Origin of the sequence: Paenibacillus sonchi, assembly GCF_016772475.1 — a bacterium.
GTDB lineage: Bacteria > Bacillota > Bacilli > Paenibacillales > Paenibacillaceae > Paenibacillus_AQ > Paenibacillus_AQ sonchi.
Window position 1 is genome coordinate 6,467,964 of record NZ_CP068595.1, and the last position, 22,384, is coordinate 6,490,347.

General features: G+C 54.5%; 28 protein-coding genes. All 28 read right to left on the reverse strand.

The window, feature by feature from the left end:
* Positions 1 to 4: 4 nt before the first annotated feature.
* Positions 5 to 1,585 (reverse strand): bactofilin family protein, encoded by a 1,581-nt coding sequence (locus JI735_RS29050; RefSeq protein ID WP_233476102.1) that lies wholly within the window; start codon positions 1,583 to 1,585, stop codon positions 5 to 7.
* 675 nt (positions 1,586 to 2,260) lie between these two features.
* A complete protein-coding gene (locus JI735_RS29060; RefSeq protein ID WP_202676675.1) occupies positions 2,261 to 2,557 on the reverse strand; it encodes a hypothetical protein in 297 nt (98 codons plus the stop codon).
* Positions 2,515 to 2,679 carry a hypothetical protein gene (locus JI735_RS29065; RefSeq protein ID WP_202676676.1) on the reverse strand — a complete coding sequence of 55 codons (165 nt, stop codon included), beginning with the start codon at positions 2,677 to 2,679 and terminating at the stop codon, positions 2,515 to 2,517. Before JI735_RS29065 ends, JI735_RS29060 begins: the two co-directional genes overlap by 43 nt.
* Positions 2,680 to 2,716: 37 nt before the next feature.
* Entirely contained in the window at positions 2,717 to 2,902 is a 186-nt protein-coding gene (locus JI735_RS29070) for a hypothetical protein (protein WP_231869728.1), read from the reverse strand.
* 15 nt (positions 2,903 to 2,917) lie between these two features.
* On the reverse strand, positions 2,918 to 3,691 hold the full coding sequence (locus JI735_RS29075) for a tail fiber domain-containing protein (protein WP_202676677.1): 774 nt from the start codon (positions 3,689 to 3,691) through the stop codon (positions 2,918 to 2,920).
* A complete protein-coding gene (locus JI735_RS29080) occupies positions 3,688 to 5,769 on the reverse strand; it encodes a hypothetical protein (protein WP_202676678.1) in 2,082 nt (693 codons plus the stop codon). The genes JI735_RS29075 and JI735_RS29080 overlap by 4 nt, the downstream gene beginning before the upstream one ends.
* Positions 5,770 to 5,796: 27 nt before the next feature.
* Complete coding sequence (locus JI735_RS29085; protein ID WP_202676679.1) at positions 5,797 to 6,429, reverse strand: phage tail protein; 633 nt, start codon at positions 6,427 to 6,429, stop codon at positions 5,797 to 5,799.
* Between the two features lie 112 nt (positions 6,430 to 6,541).
* Entirely contained in the window at positions 6,542 to 7,414 is an 873-nt protein-coding gene (locus JI735_RS29090) for a baseplate J/gp47 family protein (protein ID WP_039837773.1), read from the reverse strand.
* 237 nt (positions 7,415 to 7,651) lie between these two features.
* The gene (locus JI735_RS37090; RefSeq protein WP_267919019.1) at positions 7,652 to 7,783 is read right to left on the reverse strand and encodes a hypothetical protein; all 132 of its coding nucleotides are present in this window, start codon (positions 7,781 to 7,783) and stop codon (positions 7,652 to 7,654) included.
* 86 nt (positions 7,784 to 7,869) lie between these two features.
* Complete coding sequence (locus JI735_RS29095) at positions 7,870 to 9,369, reverse strand: putative baseplate assembly protein (protein ID WP_202677705.1); 1,500 nt, start codon at positions 9,367 to 9,369, stop codon at positions 7,870 to 7,872.
* 1,918 nt (positions 9,370 to 11,287) lie between these two features.
* A complete protein-coding gene (locus JI735_RS29100; RefSeq protein WP_039837779.1) occupies positions 11,288 to 11,683 on the reverse strand; it encodes a GPW/gp25 family protein in 396 nt (131 codons plus the stop codon).
* 3 nt (positions 11,684 to 11,686) lie between these two features.
* Positions 11,687 to 12,082: a PAAR domain-containing protein gene (locus tag JI735_RS29105; protein ID WP_039837780.1), complete on the reverse strand. Its 396-nt coding sequence runs from the start codon at positions 12,080 to 12,082 to the stop codon at positions 11,687 to 11,689.
* A 15-nt stretch (positions 12,083 to 12,097) separates the two neighbouring features.
* On the reverse strand, positions 12,098 to 12,328 hold the full coding sequence (locus tag JI735_RS29110) for a hypothetical protein (protein WP_202676680.1): 231 nt from the start codon (positions 12,326 to 12,328) through the stop codon (positions 12,098 to 12,100).
* A 41-nt stretch (positions 12,329 to 12,369) separates the two neighbouring features.
* On the reverse strand, positions 12,370 to 12,819 hold the full coding sequence (locus JI735_RS29115; RefSeq protein ID WP_202676681.1) for a phage baseplate assembly protein V: 450 nt from the start codon (positions 12,817 to 12,819) through the stop codon (positions 12,370 to 12,372).
* Positions 12,816 to 13,211, reverse strand: a complete 396-nt coding sequence (locus tag JI735_RS29120; RefSeq protein WP_202676682.1) for a phage late control D family protein — start codon at positions 13,209 to 13,211, stop codon at positions 12,816 to 12,818. The genes JI735_RS29115 and JI735_RS29120 overlap by 4 nt, the downstream gene beginning before the upstream one ends.
* The gene (locus tag JI735_RS29125; RefSeq protein WP_233476103.1) at positions 13,208 to 13,570 is read right to left on the reverse strand and encodes a phage late control D family protein; all 363 of its coding nucleotides are present in this window, start codon (positions 13,568 to 13,570) and stop codon (positions 13,208 to 13,210) included. The genes JI735_RS29120 and JI735_RS29125 overlap by 4 nt, the downstream gene beginning before the upstream one ends.
* Positions 13,501 to 13,857: a hypothetical protein gene (locus JI735_RS29130; protein ID WP_202676684.1), complete on the reverse strand. Its 357-nt coding sequence runs from the start codon at positions 13,855 to 13,857 to the stop codon at positions 13,501 to 13,503. The genes JI735_RS29125 and JI735_RS29130 overlap by 70 nt, the downstream gene beginning before the upstream one ends.
* A gap of 12 nt (positions 13,858 to 13,869) precedes the next feature.
* Entirely contained in the window at positions 13,870 to 14,481 is a 612-nt protein-coding gene (locus JI735_RS29135) for a CIS tube protein (protein ID WP_020433760.1), read from the reverse strand.
* Complete coding sequence (locus JI735_RS29140) at positions 14,481 to 16,007, reverse strand: hypothetical protein (RefSeq protein WP_202676685.1); 1,527 nt, start codon at positions 16,005 to 16,007, stop codon at positions 14,481 to 14,483. Before JI735_RS29140 ends, JI735_RS29135 begins: the two co-directional genes overlap by 1 nt.
* Positions 16,007 to 16,483 carry a phage tail protein gene (locus JI735_RS29145; RefSeq protein WP_020433762.1) on the reverse strand — a complete coding sequence of 159 codons (477 nt, stop codon included), beginning with the start codon at positions 16,481 to 16,483 and terminating at the stop codon, positions 16,007 to 16,009. The genes JI735_RS29140 and JI735_RS29145 overlap by 1 nt, the downstream gene beginning before the upstream one ends.
* A gap of 9 nt (positions 16,484 to 16,492) precedes the next feature.
* On the reverse strand, positions 16,493 to 16,690 hold the full coding sequence (locus JI735_RS37550) for a DUF6760 family protein (RefSeq protein WP_197545464.1): 198 nt from the start codon (positions 16,688 to 16,690) through the stop codon (positions 16,493 to 16,495).
* Complete coding sequence (locus tag JI735_RS29155; RefSeq protein WP_039791015.1) at positions 16,675 to 17,043, reverse strand: hypothetical protein; 369 nt, start codon at positions 17,041 to 17,043, stop codon at positions 16,675 to 16,677. Before JI735_RS29155 ends, JI735_RS37550 begins: the two co-directional genes overlap by 16 nt.
* Before the next feature lie 141 nt (positions 17,044 to 17,184).
* Positions 17,185 to 17,577: a phage tail protein gene (locus tag JI735_RS29160; protein WP_233476104.1), complete on the reverse strand. Its 393-nt coding sequence runs from the start codon at positions 17,575 to 17,577 to the stop codon at positions 17,185 to 17,187.
* 75 nt (positions 17,578 to 17,652) lie between these two features.
* Positions 17,653 to 19,191 (reverse strand): phage tail sheath family protein, encoded by a 1,539-nt coding sequence (locus JI735_RS29165; protein ID WP_039837788.1) that lies wholly within the window; start codon positions 19,189 to 19,191, stop codon positions 17,653 to 17,655.
* 210 nt (positions 19,192 to 19,401) lie between these two features.
* Entirely contained in the window at positions 19,402 to 19,974 is a 573-nt protein-coding gene (locus JI735_RS29170; RefSeq protein ID WP_020433767.1) for a Pvc16 family protein, read from the reverse strand.
* Between the two features lie 2 nt (positions 19,975 to 19,976).
* The gene (locus JI735_RS29175) at positions 19,977 to 20,189 is read right to left on the reverse strand and encodes a hypothetical protein (RefSeq protein ID WP_202676686.1); all 213 of its coding nucleotides are present in this window, start codon (positions 20,187 to 20,189) and stop codon (positions 19,977 to 19,979) included.
* 7 nt (positions 20,190 to 20,196) lie between these two features.
* Positions 20,197 to 21,555 (reverse strand): ATP-binding protein, encoded by a 1,359-nt coding sequence (locus tag JI735_RS29180; protein WP_233476530.1) that lies wholly within the window; start codon positions 21,553 to 21,555, stop codon positions 20,197 to 20,199.
* A gap of 38 nt (positions 21,556 to 21,593) precedes the next feature.
* Complete coding sequence (locus tag JI735_RS29185) at positions 21,594 to 22,277, reverse strand: hypothetical protein (RefSeq protein WP_202676688.1); 684 nt, start codon at positions 22,275 to 22,277, stop codon at positions 21,594 to 21,596.
* Positions 22,278 to 22,384: the final 107 nt, after the last annotated feature.

The following is a 22,384-nucleotide window of genomic DNA, read 5'->3' on the forward strand; positions in this document are numbered from 1 at the left end:
TGCGTCAGCTTGTCCCAGGAGCTGCCGCTTGCGATATTTTCCAGAGCGCTGCCTGTGCCAACCTTCCATTTGCGTTCACTCTCGTTCCAGATAATTCTGGCGGCAGGCTGCGATTCCCCCGGTAGACCTCAATCCCGCTCTCATTCGCGGGCGGCGTCTCGCCTTTGAACTTGTTAATCTCGATCACATTATTGGTAACGACCAGGTCTTCACGCTCAACAGTAGTCGTGGTACCTTTGACAATCAGGTTGCCGTCGACCTTAAGCTGACCTTGCACCGCCAGCCCGCCGCTGATATCCGCACCGTTGTCGACAGTAAGTGTTCCCTGTACCTCCGCGCTGTTCGTAATCTCAATATCGCCCTTGGCAGTAGCCTGGATTACAGTGTTGCCCTTGCTGTCACTTAGAGAATTATGCCGGTGCAGGCCATCCGCATCCGAGCTCACGCCTCCGGTCAGCGCATCCCAATTGCTGCCGTACGCAATATTGGACAGCTCATCTCCCAGCCCCAGCTTCCATCTGCCGTCCGTTTCGTTCCAGACCAGCCTGGCGCTCGGTTTCTGCTTCCCCCGGTAGACGTCAATGCTGCTCTGGTTCAAGATGGAGCCGTTGCTTTCGGATTTGTTCAGTTCAATCCGGTTGCTGGCGACAACCAGATCTACTTTGTCCACATAGGTGGTCTTGCCCTTTACCGTCAGGTTGCCCTCGATGGTAGCAGAGCCGCCCACATTCAGATCAGCCTTGAGCTCAGCATTGCCCTGGCCCTTCAGGGTTCCGCCAATCTCCAGACTCCCGGAAGCAGACACCTTCCCCTGTTCATCGGCGGAGAGGATCGTTCCCCCTGACGGTGTGCTGAGCGCACTGTGCTTGTGTGCCGCATCGGCCAGCGAGCCGTTCGTCAGTGAATCCCATTTGGTTCCATACGGAATGTCGGACATGCTGCCTTCGAGTCCGATTTTCCACTTGCGCTCCGCCTCATTCCATTCCATACGGGCTTTCGGATTCTTTATGCCCCGGTATACGTCCAGGCCCCCTTTACTGCCAAGCACTGCATCATTGTCTGCCTTGTTCACGGTCAGGAAGCTGTCCGCCACCTCCTGCTCCACTTTCTTGACGACTACCTCTTCTTCCCTGACAATCAGCTTGTTGACCGTAAGCGTCTCGCCGACCATCAGCTCATGCGGAATATTTACATTTCCGTCAGCACCAATTTCCAGGGCCAGCAGGCTTTTATCCTCATTATGGAATTGTCTGTGGGTATGCAGGGCATCCGCGTTGCCGGTTCCGCCGGTCAGCTCTTCCCACTGCTTCCCGTCCGGGATATCCGTCATGTCTCCGTTTGCCGTGCCGATCTGCCAGGACTTCGCCTTCTCGTTCCAGGCAATCTTGGCATTAGGCAGTGTCTCTCCCGGAAGACCTCCAGCCCGTCCTGCTTGGACACCAGGCTCCCTGACACGGTCAGTGTCTGGTCGATCTGGATGTTGCCCTGCGCATCGGTGCGGAGAGCCGGCTTCCCGTCCGCCGAATGCAGCTGACTGTGGGAATGCAGGCCATCGGCAAGTGAGCCGCCATGCAGCTGCTCCCACTCTGCTCCATAGGCGACATGGAACATGCCGCTGGCCGCATCCCCTCCTTCACATCGGTTCCAATCATCCACCCTTTGCTCTTTTCATCCCACAGCAGCTTGGCGCTGGGCTCGTCCTTGCGGATGACTTCAAAGCCGCTATTGTTCTCCTTACTGGCATTTTTGTTGAGCGTAACCATATTTCCGCCCACCATGACCTGAGGCACATCCAGTACAGCCATGCCTCCGCTGACTTCAATCCCGCTTTTGGCAGAGAAAGATCCGGCTACGGCAACGGAACCCGACATATCCACGTCCCCGGAATCATTAACCTTGAACACCTGCTCACTGCCGGCAGTGACAGCAAGCTCGCCGTTTACATCCAAGGCTCCGTAGGAGCTGATCGCACCGGTTCTCAGATTGCCCGTAAATTCAGTCAAGGCTGCGTGAACATTGAGCTTGTTTCCCTCTTTTCCATCCTCTTTAACGGAGTTGCTCAAGAAGGGCTGGTCCGGATCATCCTTGGATCCGACAATAATTTTGTCAGCCTTAAGCGTTTCTCCGCCTATGGCTCTGGTTACAAGTTGCGTTCCGTCCACGTCAGTATCATAAATCTGGTCGATGCTAAGCGCTCCGTCCTGATTATGCTTCAGGGTTACACGGCCTAACAGGATGTCCTTGCGCACATCCTTAGGCTTCAGGGAGCTGGCCTTGATATCCGCTTTTTCCCACACATGAATTTTTTCCCGCCCCCCTTGAGCAGGTCGGGGTCTGCCAGCTCTTCCATGTAGCTGACTGAAATATAGATCTGATCCGAGGTGCTGTATCCGGACAGATCCAGCACACGATTCGGATGGGTGTCACTGACCAGAATTTCCTGGCTGATCTCTTCATTGTTGTCCGGGTCCGTGATCCGGTTCAGGGCAAACCCCGGATCAATCTCTACTTTGGTCAGCTCTTTTGGATTGACCTTAAGCCCGGTGACGACCCCCAATTATGGAAATAACGGTTATGCAGCCCGCGTGCGCGCTTATGATAATCCTGATCCAGTGTTAAGTCCTCTTCCTTAAGCAGCAGCCCGTTGAAATAATTCATGCGTTTCATATCCTTTGGCACAATCCCACTCCTCCCGGCTTTCATAGTTACAGCTTATTCAGTCTTGAACGGACTCCTCTTCGCCGGCAGACAATTCCTCCAGCACCTGGATGGCCCCGCTGATCCGTGTCATGGCATACCCCAGATTGCTGCGTTTCTCATCCAGCTCCTGCATCATTTGCCGGCCGGATTCGAGTTCTGCCTTCAGTTCATTCATGCGCGCTTCCAGTTGTTCCTTCATCATTTCATCCTCCAATTTTTAGGCACCCTGCAGGGTTGCGATTTGTTTTTGCATTCTGGTTATAGCCTTCTGCTGGTCTTTCACCACACTGGTCAGAACGGCGATGATATCCATCCCGCTGATGGCCCGCTGGTCAGGGTCGGCCAGAACCGCCGGCACCTCTTCAGCGATAAAACCAAGCGTTTTTTCCTTCGTGCTTCCTTTGTATTTAAAAGAAACCGGGTTCAGCCCGTCGAGCAGCTGCTTCGCTTCTTTGACGGGAATATCGGCGATGTTGTCCTTCAGCTCGCGTGAGGACCACCAGTACATGCTGCCGTTGGCATAGACACCGCCGCTGGCATGAAGATAAATGCGGTCCCCGGCATCATTGGATACACCGATATCCAGCACGCAGTTTTCCCCGCTGGTCGGGTAGAACTTGATCCAAGCCGAGTCGCCGCTGCCGCCGCCGGGATCGGAAGGGAAGATAATCCCGTTATTGCCGCTGCCCGCACTGGGGATCAGGGCATTTTTCACTTCAAGGCTGCTGTGAACCGAGGCGTACGACCAGTCATTTCCATAATTGAGCACCAGGTGGTTTCCATTATCCACCAAGGCTCTGCCGGGAGCTCCACGGCGTCCGGAATAGCCGATGTAGAAGTCAGCACAGCGTACATACGCCGCAAAATTATCTGCTACATCCAGCTTTTTAAATCTTCCGTCGAAGTTGAACACATCGGTCTTGATGCTTCCTGTGATCTGCAGATCCCCTGCAATGCGGGCGCTTCCGTTCACCTGCAGGAATCCGTTCACATCCAGCTGATCCCAGACCGCAACCTTCCGTTTGCCGTCCGGGAGGACGAGTTGCCGATCAGCATCAAGGATTTGTAAGTGGTGGTATCATTGCTGATCTCCGCCTGATTATGAGCCTGATCCGGGAATCCCGACCAGGCCGAGGTGAAGCGGATCGGATTCTTGCCGCTCAGGACACGCAGCTCCCCGGCCACATCCAGCTTATCTGCCGGGGTCAGTGTTCCGACGCCTACATTGCCGGAGGCATTCAGCGAGATGTGGTCATTGGCATCATTGGAGGTGCCAATCTCCAGCGTGCAATCCTCGCCGATGCGGGGATAATATTTGATCCATGCCAGATCTGCACCGCCGCCGCCCGGATTCGCCGGGAAGATGATGCCGTTGTGCTCGCCTTTGCCTGCACTTGGAATGATTTCCTGGGCAGTCTGCATAACACCGTTCACGTACAGAAATCCGTTCACATCGAGGCGGTCCCAGATGGCAACCTTTCTTCCCTGTCCGGCTGACTGGTTGCCTACAATCATCAGTGCTTTGTGATTGGTAATGTCATTGCTGATCTCTGCGCCGTTAATCTGATTGTCCGGAAATCCCGACCACACAGAGGTGAAGCGGACAGGATTCCTGCCGCTGAGGATACGCAGGCTGCCGTCGATATCCAGGGAATCCTCCAGCGCCTTCCGGGGGCCGATTCCGACATAGCCGGCCTTGTTCCAGGAGAGGACCGGCCGGTCGGTCCGGGACCCGTCGCTGTTGGCCGTTCTAGTGCCCAGAACCCCGCCGCTGTTCCCGAATAATACAGGCCCGTCCACTTCAGATGCGGCAAAAGGCTTGCCGGCTCCGAACCAGCCGAGACCATGCGAGCTGTCAATCGTGTCCGGGTTCGTACCCTTAAGCCAGAAGGTTGCCCCGTCCTTGAGCGCCAGATCCGCATCGCTGAACAGCTTGCCGGAGCTGTTGAAGCCAAACGACGATCCGCCCGGCGACGACAGCTTGCTGTGTCTGTGCAGCAGGTCGGCGAACTCATATTTGATCAGGCTGTCCCACTCGTTGCCGTAGGCAATTTTTTTGAGATCGGTGCCAAGTCCGGCCTTGAAGCATTGATCGGCCTCCACCCATACAATCCGGGCATCATGGATGCCTCCGTCGCCACGGTATACCTCAAGCCCGCCATCCCGCGGTCCCGGAAACTCATAATCTGGATCATCCGTGTTGGGACTGTTGACCTCCACGAAGCTGTTCATAATCCGCATTTCACTTTGCGATTTATCCTTGCTCTGCAGAATAAGCTCACCCTGGAGCGTTAAATCTCCGGCGATGTTAAGCGCCCCGGTAAAACGCGTCTCCGGTGCGCTGACCTCCAGCACCTTGCCTTCCTGGAGCGTATATACCGCAGGCATACCAGCCAGCGTTTCTTCATTCAGCTCCATATTGTCGATGCTGTCTTCGCTTTTTGCTTTGATAATCAGCTTCTCTGTAACCATCTTTTTGCCCGCTGCACCTGCGTAGGTCCGGAGCGGCGTACGGGCAACGTCACTGTCGTAGTCGAAAATACATGCGCTGTCGATTACGATTCCATTGCTGTCCTTGCGCGGGACGATCCGGGCGAGAACAATATGTTCAGAGCTGTCAGGCTTCTTGGTACCGTGGCTGATCCGTCCCCGCTCCCAGATATGAATCTTCTCTCCCTGGCCCCGCTCAATATTGCGGTCAGTCTCCATCTCTTCATAGCTGACCCAAATATAGATGGTCTCGTTGGCGTTATATTCGGACAGATCCACCGGATTGTCGGGATGTCCCTCATAGATGAGGATTTCCTGGCTGATGCTCTCTTTCTTCTTCGTCGCAGCATCTTCAATCACTACCTGATTCAAAGCCAGCCCTTCGGCTATCTTTACCTTCATGTATTCTCCGGGATCCAGCACAGGAAGCACCTTCAGCCCGCAGACAATGCCCCAGGTATGCAGGTAACGGTTATGCAGCCGCTGCAAACGCAGGTAGAAATTCTGGTCCAGCTTGTAATCTTCCGCATTCAGGAAGAGCCCGTCAAAGTAACGCATTCTTGCAAATTCTTTTCCCATGATTTACTTGCCTCCGTTCTCTATCTTCTAATTCTCTGTCATACCCCCGAGCAAGGTCTCCATTCCAACACGCCCGTACACCCCCAGGCACATTTTCGGAACTTCAATATTCAAGCTGGAATTGGTGTAAAAAGGTTTTTCCTTCCGGATCACCTCTTGCAGAATTTGCACTTTGTTCTGCAGGATGCTCCGGCTGTATGCGGGAAGGATGACATGAACGGAGAAATAGCTCGGCTCCGCCGCCCCCACCATGGTATTGATTCCTACACGCTGCCCGATGCCGCAGCGGACAGGCTCTTCGTAATCATTGATCTGAATGGCGGCCTCTTCTCCCGCGTAGACCTGCAAATATTCCGCCAGCCCGTCCAGCGTTCCGCGTTTTTTGTAGAGCTGGACAATGCTGCTGATCAGATTGCGGTTGACGGTGCTGCGGGCCGCAGGAAGCGGGAGAATCTGCATAGGGGCAAGCGCACGGTCCCGGTTATCCTGTTCCCCGTCATATTCGAGGCCTTCTTCCAGCTCCAGGCCTACCCAGCCTGCGAGCCAGGGCAGAAACTGGGAGGGGGCCCTGCCGGGATCAAAATACTGATGCAGTCCATCCAGCAGTGCTTCAATCCCGACCGACTCTTCCCCGGCCGCTCCTGTTTTACCGGAGAGCATGGCTTCAAAGGCCTTCAGGAACCGGCCCAGAAAAATTGTTCGTCCGATTCCCCTGCTTTCTGCTGAAATACTCTGGGAAGGTACTGCACGTAGCTATAATCGTTCTGGCTGCTCACGATTCCACCTCAACTTTCAGGTCCTTCAGCTTAAATAACTGGAACGGCAGCAGGTCGGGGGAGTCCAGCGCTACACTCGTAACATGATCGATCCCGGATATGCCTTCTACGAGATGGTACAGATCAGAGGCATACAGCTTTCTGCCCGGAAGCCAGCCCCGGCCTTCCTCTCCCCCGCTTACCGGATCTAGAAAACGTGTAATACTGTCGATAACCGTGCTGCCGATACTTTTGTCCTTGGCGGACACCGTCATCTCGATCACGATATCCCGGTAATCGGGCTCGACCACATGGACACGCGTGGTCAGCAGCTTGCGGGCGTCCAGATAAGCTTTGACCCTCTGCTTGATCTGTGTCATTTCTCGCAGCAGATCCTTCTGATTATCCGTCTGGAGAATCAATACCACAGAGACATGACCGAAAGCCTCTTTGTTCACTCCGGTGCCGTTCTCCATATCTGTATTGATCAGACAGAGAGTGCGCACCGCAAGATCGGGATAGGTGTCCAGAATGCCCGGAATATCCAGCAGGCTCTGCTTGGCCAACAGCTGAAAATCCGCTGCCGTTACGGCTCTGTAGCACTCCGAGAACTGCTTCACCCCGCGCCGTATCCCGCTTGTCAGCTCCTCCTCTTCTGCCAGGGCAACACCCAGCAGCTTGAGGAACTGCAGCTGGCTCTCTTCCGTCACCTGGTCAATCCGGTAGAGAACCATTTCGCTGAACCATGCAAACAGCTCAATCAGTGTGATGCCGGGGTCGGAGGGATTATAATTCGTCCAATCCGGATCGTAGAGCGGGATCAGCGTTTTGGCATCCGCCACTAGCTCATCAAAGCCAAGATCGTCCAGGTTGGGTACTGGAAGCGGCATGGGTTCTTCCTCCTTTGTTGTATAAGTTAAAGTTTAGATTTTTATATCGGGTAGGGTCGTAACTGCGGGGAATGTTTGGACTTCCGGCCACTGTTGTCTCCGGATTTCCTGATTCATACTGCTGTTAGCGGTTGAAATCCGGAGACAAAGGCGGACGCGTTCGCTCCTACAGTTCCAAACTTCCCCTCCGTCACTTCTGCCCTTTTTATTTTTCAAGTTCAACTTATACAGGTTTTTTTATGGCTGCTCCTCCGGAAAACAATAGCGGCACCGTGCCGCTGTCCCTGGCGCTTCCTTAAGGCCGGTCAGAAACTTCCGCTCCTCCTTAAGGATGGCTGCAAGCTGGCAGTCTTCCGTGGTTCCGGTCAAATCATGCAGCAGGCCTGTGTTCTTATCCAGAAGATACGGGAAGATGTGCTCTTCCGGTTTGTTGATCAGATGCGTCCCGCCATAGATCAGCTCATCCTCTTCAAGGAAAATGTTATCAGAGTGGATGCTGCGAATCTTGAGGGGGTGGTGTTGACATACTCATCCGTCTTGCTTAAGAAGACAATATCCTTCGGCTCAAAGACGGCGATTTTCACAAAAAACGATTCAGCACCTGAAGCCAGCCCGTTAAGTATATAGGTGCGGACTGTTAAATCATCGGTGATGTCGAATTCAAGGTCGCTGCCTTCAGGATAGCTGTACTCCAGCGGTTGCCCGTCCAGAGTCTGGCATTCCAGGATGTCCCCGTCGATCGATACGACAATCAGCTCAACCGGCTCATAAGTTCTGTAGCGGAGCCTGATCTTTCCATTCTCCTTGAACCCCTTAAGCACCAGCGATTTCACTTCGCTTCCGGCCTCTACCCGCTCGGCAAGCGCAAATTGAATAGAGTTGTCGTCAGAACGGACCGCACTGTACTTCGGGTAAGCAGCCAGAGGTTTATAAGGCCCGTTTTCCAGGGGTTCAAGACTTGCCGTAAAGCACTGTACCGAAGCCTTGATGACAATGCCGGATACATAATCCACACCCGGTGTATTTTTGATCACAGCATAGACCTCGGAAACATACAGGTTCTGTCCCAGCTCCCAACCCGCAGCCCTGTCTCCGCCATAGAGGGGATGAAAAAACTGCTTCAGGTTGTCAATAATCCGTCCCTCCGCCACCTTCCGCTGTTCTACGGAGGTAAATGCTACAGCGGCCTCCACTCCGATCCGCACGTAATCCGGGCCAATCACTTCAATTCCCGGATCACTCGTGTCCAGCGGCGCCGAGGTCCGTTCGCACAGATAGGCTTCAATTTCACTGAGCAATTCCTGGCTGGGGACCGGCTTTGGCTCATCCGTTTCCGGCACCACAATGATTGTGGCTGTGCCCGGAACGAATTCCAGATCACGGTTCATGGCGCCAAGGCATTTCACCTTGGCAATCTGGGGCATCGCCTCACGCACCAGCCATTCTATGTCCTCGGCGGTAACGCCTCTGTCCCAGCTTTTCAGCGTATGCGGCCCGCGGATTTGAGCCTGCTCCGCCGCCTCCTGGTCAAAGCCGCCGTCCGCCGCCACCGGATTAGTCACCGAATCCAGCCAGCTGAAGCTGTCCCATATCTTGGTTACCGCTCCTGCGGCAACATTACCGGCTGATCCGCCGCCATACTTATAGTCGCACTCAATATTGCCGGTTCCGGTCGGCGGGATCATGCCGTTTCTTCCGTCCCCGAAGATGATCGTCCCGCTGCTTCTGTCCAGCATATAGTGCCTTCCGTCCGAGGCAGACAAGGAAAAAGTGTCGACTTCCTCCCACGGCACCCACTCGCCTTGCCCCGGCGCCTCCCGGACCCGAAGACACTGTCCGGGCAGCACAGGCGTCTTGGATAATTGGAAGCTCTGGTTCTCTTCGCCGTTGCTGGAGCCGGGGATCTCACCGGCAACCGAATTGGAATTGCGGGCCCATACCGCATTAGCAAAGATAGCATCGACCTGGGAAAGATCTCAAAACGTCCCTCATCCAGCCGGGCACGGATCCAATACTGCTCTGTTCCGAACAGCGGGCGTTTAGCGATATCCGTTGGAACGGCAAACTGCAGAATTTCCCTCCGGGTGAAGCCCCTGATCTCGTCATTTACACTTAGCGTCAGCCATCTTCTGCCGTCCCAATACTCCCAAGCCACAACCGGACGCCTCAGCTGTTCCCCGTTTAACGGAAAAAAGAGCGATACCGGCAGGTTGCTGATGTCACGGTCAAAGCCCAGATAGAACGTAGGCTCAAGCTCTGCACAAGGGTAAAAAGGTTTGAAATATTCCCCTTCCGCCAGACAGGCAGCCGTTTTGTCCGCAAAGCTGAAATTGTTCTCCGTGAGCACCGTTTGCGGGTGCCCCTCCAGCGTATGGCTGTAAGCAATGCTGAGCCTGCGGATGGAAGGGGGAGCATAGGTTGCTTGTGTAACCTTCAGCTGGGCTACCTTGATGCTTCCCTCCCCGAGCTTGACCTCTTCATCCTGGTATTCATATTTCGCTTCCTCACCATAATTCCCGCCGGTGATGCGGGCACGAATCCAGTAGCGCTCTTCCCCGTTCAGCGTCAGCGGCTTGATCCCCGGACACTGGAAGCTGAGCATTCCACTTCCGGTAAGGCAGGCGCTGCTGCGCGTACTGCCGCCTGCAGCCGCAGCTTCTCCGTCCAGCGTCTCTTCCAGGCTGCCGATACCGAGCCATTCCTTGCCGTTCCAGTACTCCCAGCCGAGTCTCACATAAGGGGTATCCGGCAGCTTGCTGATTTCCGGATCAGACAGCTCAATCTTCAGCGTAATCCGGGAACCCGGTTTGGAGAAGGCCTCGCTGCACGCGATATAGAAGGTGTCGTTCACTTTGGGCTTGTCTCCAAATGGATAATAATCCTTGCCCATATCCAGCGAAGTGCCGTTGTTGACCGCCATATCCGGCATCAGCGGCACCGGGCTCACCAGCTTCAGCTCCAAGCGGATATCTTCGATATCCGGCATCAGAGCGGCGGCGGTTATGGGTGTCTTCAGCTCGGCAAATATCCACTTATTGGACCATTCCCGCAAACGCTCCGCTTGCTCGTACCCGGCAATTGTCTTCGCATGAACCCCGGACAGATGATCAAACTGAACCACCGCCCTCCAGGCAGAATCTTCCTTAATCCCGGTCATTGACGGCGACAGCTGTACGGTATTCCCCTCTTCATCGAAGCAGAACCAGTCCATATCGGGCAGACCTCCGGCCCCTCCTGGCGCATCCGGAGCCAGAGCCAGGGCTGCTTCCGGCTTGTTGAAGTAAACCGACAAGCGGCTGCCCGCTTCTTCGAACCCGAGAAGCTCCGAATGTCCCAGGTACAGCCTGTGGACCACCGTCGAATCGCCTTTGAACAACTTGGCCCTTTGTCCGGAAGGCTCCTCAGCAAAAAGATAATCCTGATTGCTCCACTGGTCTTCTTCGGGATCAAGGCTTACGGCCCGGACCAGCCGGGGCTGGATGACCGTCAAATCCTTTTCGGTTTCAAAAATCACCTCTGCCTGATTCTCGGGCTGGGCGGATACCCGCGTCCCTGCCGGAATCGTGCTGATGGTATCCGCATCAGGCTTCTGCTTAAAGAGCAGCGGTACTTTGGCTGATCTGGGCGGTGTCGGATGAATGCCGATCAGATTCAGAAAGGAAATGAAATTTTTCTCGGGCGCCTGGTTCAGCCGGCCGATGACTTTGCCCATCATTTGGGTAAAAATATGGACCAGCGCATCCACCTTCTTGTCTGCTTCCAGCTCCGTCAGATCCGTCCATTCCCTGCTGCAGTATTGGTAGATTAAGCGTCTTAGCTCCGGAACCAGCTGTTCCTGATTCCGCTTGTCAATGGTAGGCACTTTGTTTGGCATTATTTCCCCACGCTTTCAAGGAAGAATGGATAGACCAGATTATATTTGCTGTTGCTGGCCCTGATTGAATAGTCAATGGACACCTCCAGCTGAGACTGGTCGGAGCGCGGCGTGACGGTAATATCGTCCACTTCGATCCGCGGCTCCCAGTTCTGCAGCGCTTCTTCAATAAAGCTCCTCAGCAGCGTAGCGGTGCTCATCGTATTAGGCGAGAACACCAGCTCGTTCAGCCTGCAGCCGAAATCCGGCCGCATGACCCGTTCGCCGCGGGCGGTTGAAAGAATCAGGAGGATGGATTCCCGGATGGAATCTTCTCCATCTGAAGAATTGATGCTCCCTCTATGGACAGCGAAGGGATATTTCCAGCCCCGTCCCAAAAAATCTACAACTTCCATAATTCAGCCTCCTATTAAGACCGTTCCTGCCGCAACCACCTTGCCTACCGGCAGATCGGCCGGATCATTGCATGTCAGCGCCGGATCGCTGTTTCTGGCGGCCATTTTTCCGTTGATTTTTACGCTAACGCTTCCGGCGATGATTTTCCCCTGATTGGTTGGAGGCTTTTGAAAAGGGCCTCCCTGCGGAACATGTGCCGGTGTATTCGTGGCCGTGGAATCCACTGTAGCTGCCGGCTGCCCCATAATCTTGACATTTGCGCTAAGCGCGCCGTCCAGAATGCCCGTAAAAGGATGGGGCAACGGCGTCGGAACGGGCGCCGGACCGGCAGGAAGCATCACGATATGCGTATCGGTGGCCAGAATGCGGTCGCCCTTTTTCGCGGCAGGCTGTCCCATGTATGAAGCTCCTCTCTAATTGATATTGACCGTAGCCCCTTTGATCGTCATGCTGGCCGCTGCTTTGACATCCATCCCCGCCGAAGCTTCAATCCTGGTGTCCGCCGATGATTTCATTTCAATCGTTTTCGCGGAGAGGGACAGCTTCCCGCCGGGGGCGGATATTTCGATATCCTGTCCGGACAGGACCGACAGCTTATTCGCTTTGGAATCGATGACGATTTTGTTCTTCCCTGATTTATCCATGATCTGGATCTGCTCGGCGCCGCTTTTGTCATCCAGCTTGATTACATGACCTTTGGCGGAAGTAAGCGTAATGTTCTCTTTCCCTCGGTATCGGCAAACTGCAGAATGTGTCCGCTGCGGGATTTGAACATACGGATATTGTTTTTGCCGTCCTTGTTGGTCTCCGGCGGTGTATCCTTCCCGTTCCACAAGGACCCGATCACATAGGGGCGGTTGACATCTCCATTCTCAAAAACCACCAGCACCTCATCATCCACCTCAGGCAGGCAAAAAGCCCCCCGCTCCTTCCCGGCCATCCATGAAGCCATCCGGGCCCAGTTGGATTCCGGCATGCCCATCAGCGGGATCTTTACCTTTACCCGGCCGGGTCCGGGTTTATCCGCATGGTTCGCGGAGTCATTGTTAATGACAATTCCCACCATCACTCCGAAGATGCGTCCCTCGTTAATCATGCTGTCGGCAAAATTGGTAATTCCAGGTCCCTCATTCATAGGCCAGTCCTCTTTACCCTAAAAGTCGTTGTATAACCCTTGCTGTCTATCTTGTGAACCGTGGATACAATATAATAGATGCCGCTGAAGCGGTCGCCCAGGCCGAGCAGCTTCACTGTCTGGCCTGCCCGGAGCTGCGGATTTCCCCAGCACATGCCCTCACCGGCGATGAAGTCGCGCAGGCGGCTGTTGTAGGCGGCGGAAGCCAATGTTTTGGCCTCGCTCATATCGAGCAGATGCTCCGCCATGATGGCGACCGGCGATTCCTCAATAGCTTTGGCGCTTAAAGAAAAGCCGGATTCTGTCCCGCCCATCTTGGTCGTCTCGTCTCCGGTCTTCGCTTCGGCTTCCAGCTCCTTCTTTTCCTTCACGTCCCAGCCCTTTACCTTCACTTTGCTCCCCGGGTAAGCGCCCGCAGCTCCAGACTCAGCCGTTCAAAATCCTTCTTGAAGCTCAGCTCCGGCAGACCGGGGGCTTTCACCGACCTTGACTTGACGAAATACAGCTTCTTGTCATCCGCATAGAGCTCATAATCGAGCATGGCCGCCCGTTCTAGCAGAAACTCGTAATTGCTCTGATTATTCTGGAATATGTAGGGATACACGGTTCCAGTATCGTCTACCACAGGGGTCAGTCCATGCTCTTTGGCGATCTCTGAAGCGATGTCGCTGTCCTTTTTCTTCAGAAAAGCTTTGCTTCTCGTTCCCATGCGAAGCCTGTGCAGCAGGTCGTACCCGCGGATGTCCAGCACGGAATGCTCCCAAAATTCAGATCCAGCGCGGTAATCTCCCCGCTGATCATCGGCTGGAGCTTGTCGAGTCCAAGTGAAAGCTTCACCTTGTCCCCCGGCTTGATACTCTTGAGATCGGTTCCCCGCCACATGCCGCTCCCGGAATTGACCATATTCATCTGAATGGAAAATAAAGCCGGCAGATTAATCTCATCTTCCAGCGTGACCCCCTCCACCGCCGCAGCCAGTTCTGCGGACAGCTTGCTTCCATTCAGCTCAACCTTATAATTCGCTACACTGGTGCCCATGCAATCCCCGCCTTAATCCGGGATGACCAAGGTCCTCCCGATATCGTTTTTTCCAGGAAAGCCGATTGGATTGACAATCTTGTTCAGCTCGGCAATCCTGCGCCACGCCAGAGGCTCCTTCAGCGCTTCATTGGCGATCAGATCCAGCCGGTCCCCGCTTTTGACTACCCACAGCTTCCGGCAGGCATTCAGACCCCGGTTGTCTTCAACGGTTTTGTCCGACTCTTCTGTGATAAAGGTAACATCGAGCAGAGAGCGGACCGGTGTGCCGTTCTCCATGAACATCGTGAACTTCTGCTCGATCTTGCTGAGAAGGCCGCGGTAGGTGAACCCGCCCCACACAAACAGGCACACCGGCGGCTTTTTCGTATTTTTTCCGCTTACTTTGGGGTCAAGCAGCGAGGTTAGCAGCTTGGTCTTCTTGCGCACATCCGTGCGCTTCTCATAAGTGTCATAGAATAAAGAAACCTTGAGTTCAGGGGTTTCCGTGATTTGGAATTGCTTGTTATTCTTCTCCCCGGTATATTTCCCTTCGAAGGAAACGGTGTACTCATTGGGGTTGAACATCACCTCAATGGCTCCAACGGGCATATCCAGAGGAATAATCTTCGCTTTCTCCGCCATTATCTAAGCCCCCTCCGATCCTTGCGGACCGCCATTTTCTTTTCGAGCACCTGATAGACCCGTTCAGCCAGCTGACTCAGCTCCGCAGCATCCATTTTTGCAGCAGGGGCCGCTGCCTTGGGGAAAGACTGGGAAGCAGGCGGGGCAGCCCGTTCCTGAGGAACCGGCTCCGGCCACTGCTGAACCGGCTCCGGCCGGGCAGCCTTGGGTGCTGGTTTCCGCAGAATAAGGCTGCTGTATCTGCCTGCGGGCTGAAGGTATTCTTCTTGTTCAGGCCTGGCTGTGATGAGCCTGCCTCCGGGACCTCTTCCCTTCGGAGGCGAAGGCACCGCTTGCCCCTTGGCTATGTGGATCAAGCCATTCTGTGGTGCAACTGAAAGTAAGCCCCCTGTATATGCTGGCCGTACTGCGCTGCTTAACCGGGCGGAAGAATGCCGCTGAACCATCGACCGGGGTTCTGACGGAACCGCAAGAAGCTGAAGGGGCAGGACGTCCGGCTGCTGCAGCCCGTCATGCACTGCCGCAGGTTCAGCGGACAGCGGGTTCAGACGCTCAGACCGGCTCTCCAGCTTGTCCAGCGCAGCCGCCAGCCTCTGTCCTAAGCCCAGGTGAAGATTGGGGCTTACCAAGGACCGGGGGCCTGGACTTGGCCTGAAGGATGGAGTGCCAGGCTGTGCTTCCACTGCTGCCCCGGCTAAGCCTGAGCCTGCCCCGCGATGGCTCAGCGCCATTGTTGGCGGCCCAGCCTGATCATGCCGGATCGCCGCCGGATCAAGCCTCTGCCTCATAGGCTGCTCAATGTTTACAGTGTCAACGCTTTGATGCAGGATGTAGGTCCGCAGCGTCTGCAGCTGACCATGAGCTGCGGGCATATGCTGAGGCACCCTGCCCGTAAGGGATTCCCTCTGCCGGGAATCTCCGGAATAAGGCACAAGTCTGCTTCCAATGCGCCGTCCTGCCAGATCCGTTCCGGCCGGAGCCGCTGCCGGCATTGGCGGAAGGTAAGACAACGGCGTGCCATCTGTCCGCTCCTGATTCCTCTTGGCAACCTGAACGGTTACGGACTCCACTGCACTTCCGGCAGGATCAAGAGTACGATATCCCCTTGTTACAGGATGTCCAGTGTTTTGCTGCTTCCACACTCTCCCCTGTAATCCATGGATGAGGTTCTGGTTTCCGGCAGCCGGGCGGCTTTTGCCTTGTACACTGCCGATTCCAGCTCCACCGCTGCCTTGAGTGGTGTACAGCACTCGGTTTACTGTCCCCGGACCCGTCATAACCTGCGTTATGGGAGGATAAATGGAATGATGAATATGCATTTCCTTAACAGGATGAATGTTATTAATAACCGTATCAGCAGGCTTGACTGCTTCCGGCTCCGCGAACAGCAAAGGATATTGCCGCAGGATCAGGCTCTGAAACCGGCTCCGCCGTCGGGTTATGCCGTACTTCCCCAGAATGGCCTGGATGAAATCCATTTGCTTGTCGTTGGCAGGGGAAGCCGTTGTCCGAATGCTCCGGATCATTACCGGTACCTGTACAGCCCGTTATGGGTCAGAACCAGACTCTCCACCGCCACCGCACTGCTGCTGGCGCTGAATGCCGGTCCTTCCCACTTGATGGGACAAGCCTCGATAAAGTTCCACCACACTTTTGGCGTGCCAGAATGATCCAGCAGACAGATGGACCCGCTGCGCCGTTTGACCACTCCATTAACCACATTCTGATACCAGTTCCACAGATATTCGTCGTTGGTGACCCCATTTTTCAGCGTCAGATCTGAGTATTTGGTCTGTCCGAGAAAAACAAATTCCTTATGATTCTCTCCGCCGAATGTTTTGCGTTCCACCTGGGTCTCAATACTAAGGCCGGAAACCTCGGAGAACCCGGCGACAGAGATCCCGTCGATCTCCACAATGAAGTTAAAGGCAAGATAGGGATCTTCCCTGTAACCGGGCACCCAATTGCTTTTCGCGCCGATATTTAAAATATTTGCCTTCATGTTATCCTCCTAAGCCTCAAAGAAGTTCTTCTTCTCTTCCCCGCCACCCAGCTTTTGGTTGATTTTGCTGACTTCACTGCACCAGCGGTTCCGTTCAGGATGCTCCAGGTTCAGCACAGCCGCATAGTCCCAATGCAGATAGTAGGTTAGAAAGGCTACCTCCTCGTAGAGGCGGTCAAGGGGGTAGCCGACTATTCCCCCGGCGATTCCAGTTCAAGCTCAAACGGCTGCTCGCATTTGGGGCATTTTGTATGAACCGTATTGGAGCCGTTCTGATTAATCCGGTTATACATATCCTGCAAATAAGCAAAATCCGAAGTGTACAGCTCTTCAATTACTCTCGGCGTGATCATGCTGAGCCCGCCCAGGCTGGTTACCACTCTGGAGAGCAGAATCACCGTCAGATAAGCCGGGTTCTGCTGGACCCGGGAATCCCGGAGCGGTGTAATTTCATCCGCAGCAGTTGCCAGACGCATGGTGCCCTGCTTATGCAGCGTGCCTGCTTCATCCACATATCCTTTAGGCAGCGTAAAGCTGAATTCCGTTTGCAAAAGTTCCATGTTCTCCCTCGCTTCTTCTTCTGAAAATTCCCGTGCCTATGCTTCCGTCCGGCATTCCCACCGGTGAATTTGATCCCCATACCGTCCATTTCATGTTTTGGCGTATTGCATCAAATTCTAAGCGAGAATGAGGGAAGGAAACTATTTCACTCTGCGCACACCTTCATGCACCAGTTCCATCGATTCTACGGAGACTTCGTTTCCCTTGGCGCTTAATGCGCTGACATCATATTTGATCGGCCAGGCTTCGAGGATATCCCACTGCGCCTTGTCATTGCCTTCTTCATCCACCAGGATAATCGACAAGCTCTTGCGGTTTTTCAGTGCCCCCTTGTCTTCAATCGACTTGCGCCAGTTGTAGAGCTCCAGGGAGTCGGTAAGACCCTTTTTCAAGGTGATGTTCCCGAATTTGGTCAGTCCCGACAGCTTGCGTGCATGCGGAGCATCTATGCCCTCGCGGTAATCCACAGCTTCTGTAGAGGTATCCGGAATTGTCGCGTCAGCAAATGCTGCGGTTTGAATGCCGTCAATCACAACGCGGAAGCGGTAATTGCGGTCAGGGGTCCAATCTTTTGCCGGTTGCCATAGAATAAATCTCCTCTCAATCTCTTATTTGGATAGGGTTTTTTGGCTGACCCGAATGACTACGAATTCCGCAGGCTTGACCGGTGCCACGCCGACTTCAATAATCAGCTGGCCGACATCCCGCACAGAAGGAGGATTGTTCTCCTCGTCCACTTTGACGAAAAAGGCTTCTTCCTGCGTAGTCCCGTACAAGGCTCCGTCTCTCCAGACCCGCGTCAGGAAAGCTGTCAGGTTGCGCTTCACCTTGCCCCACAGGCTGGGATCATTCGGTTCAAAAACAACCCATTGGCTGCCCTCATCCAGCGATTCCTCAATATACATCAGCAGACGCCGGACGTTGACATAATTCCATTCGGAATCGGAGGACAGGGTTCTGGCCCCCCATACGCAAATGCCTTCCGGCAGGGAGCGGATCACGTTGATGCCGTCCGGATTGAGCAGCTCCTGCTCCGCTTTGGTGATGATTTTCTCAATGCCAACCACGGAATCAAGATAGCCGTCCGTTGTACCTGCGGGTGCTTTGTGGACACCGCGCACGGAATCGACATAAGCATAAGTACCGGCAATTGCGCCTGACGGCGGCACGAGCTTTTGCTTGCCTGTGAGCGGATCGTTAATGTAGACCCAAGGATAGTACAGGGCACCGTAAGAAGTATTGAACGAATTGCCGGAATAGTTGCCTGCACCTTCCTTGAAATCCTTTACTTCCAGCGGACTCAGCCCGTGCGGAGGGTCAACAATGAAGATGCAGTCTTTTCTCAGCTTGCAGTAATTGAGCATGTCCAGGATCGTGCCCCGGCTATAAGCCATATCCGCAAGGTCCGGAGCAGCCACAATGTTGATGCCGTCAATGGTGTCAAAAGCGTGGATACCCGCCCGGCTGGCTGAATCCCCCAGGAAATCGATCGGAGACATTCCGTTCACACCGCCGCTGAGCGACAGGGCTGTTTCGTTGAAGGCCGGTGTTTTTTCCATATTTTCCAGAATGGTCAGATCGACCAGCGGCTTCACACTGACAAATGCGGAAACCTGATTCACCTTCTCCTCAAAATTGATCAGCAGCATGTTATCAAAAACCTCGACGATTTTGCCGTCTTCATCTTCCCCGGTGTATTCATCGTTGAAGCTGCTGTCCAGCAAATACTGGACAACCATTTTGAAGCCAAACTGCTGCTTGTTGGAGGACTGGCTGATCTTCACCGAAATCCGGTTGCCCCATTTTCCTTCCGAGCGTGCAACCACCTTGAACAGATCCAGGTTATCCGTGTCTTTGATGGTTAGAGATGCAGGCTGAATATCCTTAGAAGCCGCTCTTACCACGTAGCAGGAGGTGCCTCCTTCCGCAAAAAAGTTATACACGGCATAAGCCAGATAGCCATTCGGGATAAATTGGCCGAATTCATTGACGAATTGGCTCCAATTCGTGATTAGCACCGCTTTGCCGATCACACCTTTTTCTGCGATCCCTACAAACGCCCCTACAGATGTGCCTACGCCGGCAATCGGCTTGACACCGCTTGAGACTTCCTCTACATACACGCCTGGCGATAAATAATTTGCCATCTCATACCCTCCTAAAAGTTTTGTTCGCATATGCTGCGTTGAGATTGCTTCGGCAAAACTCGCTTCGAAAGCATATGCCTAAGTTTTGTTCGCATATGCTTCTTTTGCAGCATCTGCTGAATTTTGCGGAAAATCCGCTTTTTTGGATGCCTTGCAGCGGGTTCCCTCCATGAATCACTCCTTTCAAAGAAGAAACCTGGGCCTGTCTATTTAAATGGGGTGAATGCCCAGATCCTTTACCTGTACCCGTGGAATTATGATCTTCTTATCCGCAGGCAGCCTTACCGGCGATACCAGATAGGACAGGCTCACCTTGGCCGGCTTCCCGGGAAAAACCTCCCATAGCTGCTTAATATCCTGAATGGTCAGGTTGTTATAGGAGATCCGGATCTTCTCATTGCCGCATTCGGCAAGATTGCCTCTCAGGTCGGAGCCGCTAAGCACCGGGTGCTCATGGAACAGCTGAAAGATTCTGCCCAGTATAAGCTGCTCGGTTTCTCTGTCCTTGGCATAGGGGGTGAGCAGATAATATAAATCCAGATAAGCCGGCGGATACAAGAACTCGTTCGTGCCGCCGATCTCTTCCTTCTCACTGTTGCGCATGCTCGGGCTGTGGCTCAAATAATACAGGCACATCGAGAGCTTCATCGTCGAGCTGTCAATGTCGCTTGGAGAGCCGAAGCTGATGAAGCTGTCATCGTTCAGCTCAGGTACATTCGCCTTCAGCAGTGCCTTCAGGCTGGTGCTGACATCTCTTATTACCGTACCGGTATCCACGGCCATGCTTATTTCACCTCGATCAGTTTGTGATACGGGGCATAATCCGATTGCAAAAAGGTTCTGCCCAGCTTGAGATATTCCCGCTTGGCGGCCAGCATGATCTGCTTCATCCCGATGGGACAGCCCTCATGCGCGGCGTAAAAGGCGGCGTTCAAGGCAATGTTCTTGATATTGCCGCCGGCCAGGATGAACTTGTCGGCCATGAAATCATAGTCCATGTCAGGATCAAGCGGCGCTCCCCGGGGAACATCCCCGCCAGATCAGCCCGCGCTGCTTTTTTTCCGGGAACGGGAACTCCAGCTTGAAATGCAGTCTGCGCGCAAAGGCATCGTCCAGGTTCTGATTCAAATTGGTCGCCAGAATCACGATCCCCGTATACTCCTCCATCTTCTGCAGCAAATAGCTGATTTCCACATTCGCATACCGGTCATGGGCATCCTTGACCTCTGAACGCTTGCCGAACAAGGCATCGGCTTCATCAAAAAAGAGAATGGCGTTGGAGGTCTCGGCTTCGTCAAAAATCCGCGACAAATTCTTCTCCGTCTCCCCGATGTATTTGCTCACAATCTGCGAGACATCGATTTTGTAGATTTCCAGGTTCAGCTCCGTCGCGATCACCTCGGCTGCCATTGTCTTCCCGGAGCCGGGAGGTCCGGAAAACAGGATGTTAAGCCCCCTGCCCAGAGACAGCCGTCCCGCAAAGCCCCACTCTCCATAGACCAGCGGACGGTACTTCACCTGGCGGCAGATTTCCCGCAGCTGGCTTAGCTGCTCGCCGGGGAGCACCAGCATGTCCCAGGTATACATGGCGCGGATCTTCGTCGCCAGCGCCTGGATTTTGCGGCTGGACTGGAAGTAACATGCCTGGTACAGGTCACTCACGCTAACCTCGGCCCCGCTGGAGCCATTCCATACGGCGATATTCTCGCCACCGGCCAGCGCGGCCCGGATCTGTCCGGAAGTAAAGCGGAAGCTGCCGCTGATATCTGCCAGATCCATCTGTGGAGACAGCCGGTATTCCTGGCCGAAGGTGGTCCACGCCTGCTTGCGCGCTGCCTCATCGGGAACAGGGAAGTCAATCTGCATGAAATTCAATTGGACCCCGGTTAAGCTTATCCCCCACTGTGCTTCCCCAAGGATAAAGGTTAGAGGCACATAAGCCTCCAGCATCTCCATCAAAAGCCGCCGTTTCAGCAGGTGGCGGTCATCCTCTGTCACTATGCTGTCGAAACCTGTGAAGCAGAGGGCCGCGTTCTCCAGCAGCGTATGCCGTCCAAGCAGCCTCAGTATTTCGCTGAAATCCGCCTCGGGAAGCAGCAGCTTCTCCATATCGGCAACCAGTACGGATAACCCCAGCTTGCCGCAGACTTCTCTGATGCCGCTCAGCTTTCCGGCTTCATCCGGGCCGCTGCAGTACAGCAGGCTGCCGGTTCTGCGTTCCTTGCCGCTGCTGTAATGCTTCACAAACCGCAGCAGGCTCTGCTCCAGCTCTTCAGGAAAGCCGGCCTGCTGCGGAATCGCCAGAGTGCTGAGGCTCGCTACCTTCGCCAAGCGCTCGTCCAGCACCTCATAGCCGAGCAGCATATTCACCGTCCAATCCTCCAGCTTCAGGGGTCTGGCAATCAGCGGTATGCGGCTGTCGCCGTATTCCCCCTCCGCTCCAGCAGGAGCTTCATCAGCGGCGCATTCGCGTCAAAGAGCAGACGTGCCGCTAGTCTCTCTTCCGCTGACCCGGTAAACAATCCCAGGACAAAGCCGGCCGTAGGACGCTGATCTGACATATCATTCTGCAGAAAAGCGTAAATGCGCGCATATTTCCGGTCCAGCTCAGGCGCGAGGCAAGCCACAAGGATACTTACCTCAAGCCCGGACAGGTTCAGCGAGGAGGCCACCTGCGGCAGCATCAGCTGGACCTCTTGCCCGCTGCTGGCCTCCAGCCTGGCAGCGATGCGCTGCTCCAGCATGCTTAGCTTTACGGTTAGGAGATTCCCGTCGTCCTCATCCGCTGACTGGGCATCCAGCAGGCTGCGGATCTCCCCGTTCATGAGAGCCAGCTCGGAGTCAAGCTGCCCAGCCTCAAGCATGCTGAGCTTGAGCCGAAGATCCAGACGCTGGAGCTCCTCCGCCAGATGTTCGTGGTTGGAGGTGTAGGGTTGGGCGGGCTCGCAGCTCTCCTGTCCGGGAGAGGCGTCAAGAACCAGAGTATGAGCGGGCGCTGGATCAAGGACAGGTGCAGCTTCTCGTTCTGCACACCCGGCTTCCGGTGTTTCCTGACGAAAGGTTCTGGCCAATTTTTTGAATTTCATCGCCTGTTTATGTCCTCACTCTATATTTTCTTGTTCATATATAAAGTAAGTTTGGGGAGGGGGTTTACAACTGGGGGAGGGGAATTTTAATAGTGTTATTTCGGAGA